3 protein-coding genes and 1 pseudogene are annotated in these 2,753 nt (G+C 74.2%); 3 read left to right on the top strand and 1 reads right to left on the bottom strand.

Going from position 1 to position 2,753, the window contains the following annotated elements; translation table 11 throughout:
* The first annotated feature begins 121 nt into the window (after positions 1 to 121).
* Genes ACIQOV_RS36130 through ACIQOV_RS36140 form a run of 3 tightly spaced genes read left to right on the top strand, consistent with a single transcriptional unit; the run spans position 122 to position 2,184 of the window.
* Positions 122 to 592, top strand: coding sequence for an SRPBCC family protein (locus tag ACIQOV_RS36130; RefSeq protein ID WP_401055045.1), 471 nt, complete (start codon positions 122 to 124; stop codon positions 590 to 592).
* A gap of 27 nt (positions 593 to 619) precedes the next feature.
* A complete protein-coding gene (locus ACIQOV_RS36135; RefSeq protein WP_401055046.1) occupies positions 620 to 1,513 on the top strand; it encodes an alpha/beta fold hydrolase in 894 nt (297 codons plus the stop codon).
* Between the two features lie 5 nt (positions 1,514 to 1,518).
* Positions 1,519 to 2,184, top strand: a complete 666-nt coding sequence (locus tag ACIQOV_RS36140) for a 4'-phosphopantetheinyl transferase (RefSeq protein WP_401055047.1) — start codon at positions 1,519 to 1,521, stop codon at positions 2,182 to 2,184.
* Positions 2,185 to 2,415: 231 nt separating this feature from the next.
* On the opposite strand, the pseudogene ACIQOV_RS36145 reads toward ACIQOV_RS36140, so the two are convergent.
* Positions 2,416 to 2,753, bottom strand: a pseudogene (locus tag ACIQOV_RS36145) (hypothetical protein); the annotation flags it as partial.

The raw sequence follows: 2,753 nt of genomic DNA on the forward strand, positions 1-2,753 counted from the left end.
CCCCGGCCACAACATCTTCCCCTAACCCCAAAACACACCACACACCACACACCACAACAAAAACAGAACCCAACAACTCACCACCCCCCACCACACCCACCAAACAAAGGACCGATTTCCCGTGCGCGCCATTCACCACACCGACCGGACCATCCTCAACCACCCCGCCCACGCCGTCTGGAACGCCATCGTCGACGAGCTCAACGGCAGGACGACGTGGTGGCACCCGCACAACACCCACCGGCCCGGGTCCACCGGCCCGCAGCAGACCGGCGGCACCACCACGACCACCGTCCACCCGGCGGGTGTCGGAAAGCCCGGCCCCAAGCTGCGGTTCACCTCGACCACCACGCAGGTCGTCCCGGACGCCGAGCTCACCCAGTCCCACACCGGCCACTTCCAGGGCACGACGACCTATCGGCTCACGCCCCACAACAACGGCGCCCAGACGCTGCTGACGATCACCTTCGCCACCGACCCGCACGGCCTGGCCAAGTTCTTCCACAAGCTCACGAACCTCACGACCAAGCACACCACCGCCACCCAGCACGCCCTCAGCAACCTCCGCCGCCACCTCGACAACCAGAAGTAGGAACCACCACCGGAGAAGGAGGCCCCAGTGACCGTCACCGAAATCCCCGTGCTCCCCGCCCGGCACGCCGTCACCACCACCGACCACACCGCGACGACCGACGACCACGCGCACCTCGCCATCACGGTCCACCAGCCGGGCGAGCCCGATCCGGGCCGGCCGCTGGTGCTGCTGGTCCACGGCTGGGCCGCCTCCCGGACCGTCTGGCACGCCACCGCGCAGCAGCTCGCGGCGGCCGGGCACACGGTGGCCACGTACGACCAGCGCGGTCACGCCTCGTCGACGTCCGGGCGGGAGCCGATCAGCATCGAGCGGTTGGCGCGGGACCTGGACACCGTCGTCGGGACGCTCACCACGCCGGAGCGGCCGGTCGTGGTGGTGGGGCACTCGGGCGGCGGGTACGCGGCGCTGGCCTGGGCGGCGGGGCTGCCGGCCGGGAACGGCGGGGCAAGTGTCGGGCGGCTGGCGGGTCTTGTGCTCGTGTCGACGGCCTCGCACGGGCAGAGCACGCCGGCGAGCGAGGTCAGGATGATGGGGTCGAAGCTGTTCAGCCGGGCACTGCGGACGCCGTGGCTGGGCCGTCGGCTGCTCGGTGGGACGCACGGGCCGGGTGCTTCGCTGTCGGCGCGGGAGGCCAACCGCCGGTTGTTCGCGGCCACGTCGCCGGCGACCCGGGCCGCGTGCTTCGCGTCGACGCAGGAGATGGACCAGCGCGCGGGTCTGGCCGGGATCACCGCGCCGACCGCGGTCATCACCGGCACCGAGGACAAGATCGTGAAGCCCGAGTTCAGCCGGGAGCTCACGTCGGCGCTGCCGCACGCCGAGCTGCACCGGATTCCCGGCACCGGTCACATGGTGCCGCTGGAGACTCCCCAGCACATCGCACACCACGTCCACCTGCTGGTCGCGGCCGGCCGCTGACGACCGTGACCACCACCGCCCCGGCCGGCGTCCTGGCCGCGCTGCTCCCGCCCCACGTCCACTGTGCCGAGGCTTTCGGCGTCCCGTCCGAGGGCCGGCTGCTGCCGTCGGAGGCGGCGTACATCCGGGACCGGTCGCCGCGCCGCCGCCGGCAGTTCGCCACCGCCCGGACGCTCGCCCGCCAGGTGCTCGGTGCTCTCGGGCATCCGCCGGTGCCGCTGCTGCCCGGGCCGGGCGGGGCGCCCCGGTGGCCGGCGGGCGTCACGGGCAGCATCACCCACACGGACGGTTACACGGCCTGCGCCGTCGCCGGCACCGGGCAGCTGGCCTCGCTCGGGATCGACGCCGAGCCCGCGCGGCCACTCCCGCGGGGTGTGCTCCAGCTGGTCAGCAGCGAGGCCGAGCGCAGCGCCCTGGCCGTGCTGCCGGAGGGCCGGGCCCCCTGGGACACGGTCCTGTTCAGCGCCAAGGAGGCCGCCTACAAGGCCGTCCATCCACTGACGGGGACCTGGGCGCCGCTCGCGGCCATCTCCGTCGCCGTGTACGCCGACGGTACGTTCGCGGCCCGGCACCCGCACCACCCGGTCGTCAGCACCGGCAGCTGGGGCGTGCACCGCGGCACGGTGGTCACCGCGCTCGCGCTCCCGCCGTCCCGGGCGGCCGCCGCATGAGACGCCCTGCCGCCTGTGGACCGGCCACGCCCCACCCCTCGTTCGGCACCGGTACGGCCGGTGCCGAACGAGGGGTGGGGCTGTGGGGTTTCACTCCGTTCCGGGCGGTGCGCGGGGAAGGGCCGTACCCGGGCCGGTGATTCGGCGACACGCGCCGTCCCGGGGTCCATCGCGGCCGTGCCGCCGGGCCGAGCCGGGCGGCCTCCGGGGAGCCGGCTGCCGGGTGGGCGGTCAGGCCGAGGTGGTCGGGGCGCCGGGGCGGTCGTCCTGGCGCGCGACGGCCACCGACCACTGCGGACAGTGCGCCACGGGAAGCGCGGAGGATCCGGCGGAGTCGGGGCGGAACGACGCCGCGGGGAGGAACACGACGCGGCAGCGTCGGCACAGCCAGGTCGCCCGCCGCACCCGGTGGAGCTGCTGCCACTGCTCGTAGGTCCGCGGCCACTGGTCCGCCGTGTCGCTCCGGCGGGAGGGTGACCGCGGCGGGTCACGGTGCCAGGGCGCCTCCGGGGGCGAGGGCGAGCTCGGCGAAGCGTTCCGCGATGAGGCGGTGGGCCTCCGGGGAGGGG

The sequence above is a fragment of the Kitasatospora sp. NPDC091257 genome, assembly GCF_044757675.1.
Taxonomy (GTDB): domain Bacteria; phylum Actinomycetota; class Actinomycetes; order Streptomycetales; family Streptomycetaceae; genus Kitasatospora; species Kitasatospora lactacystinica.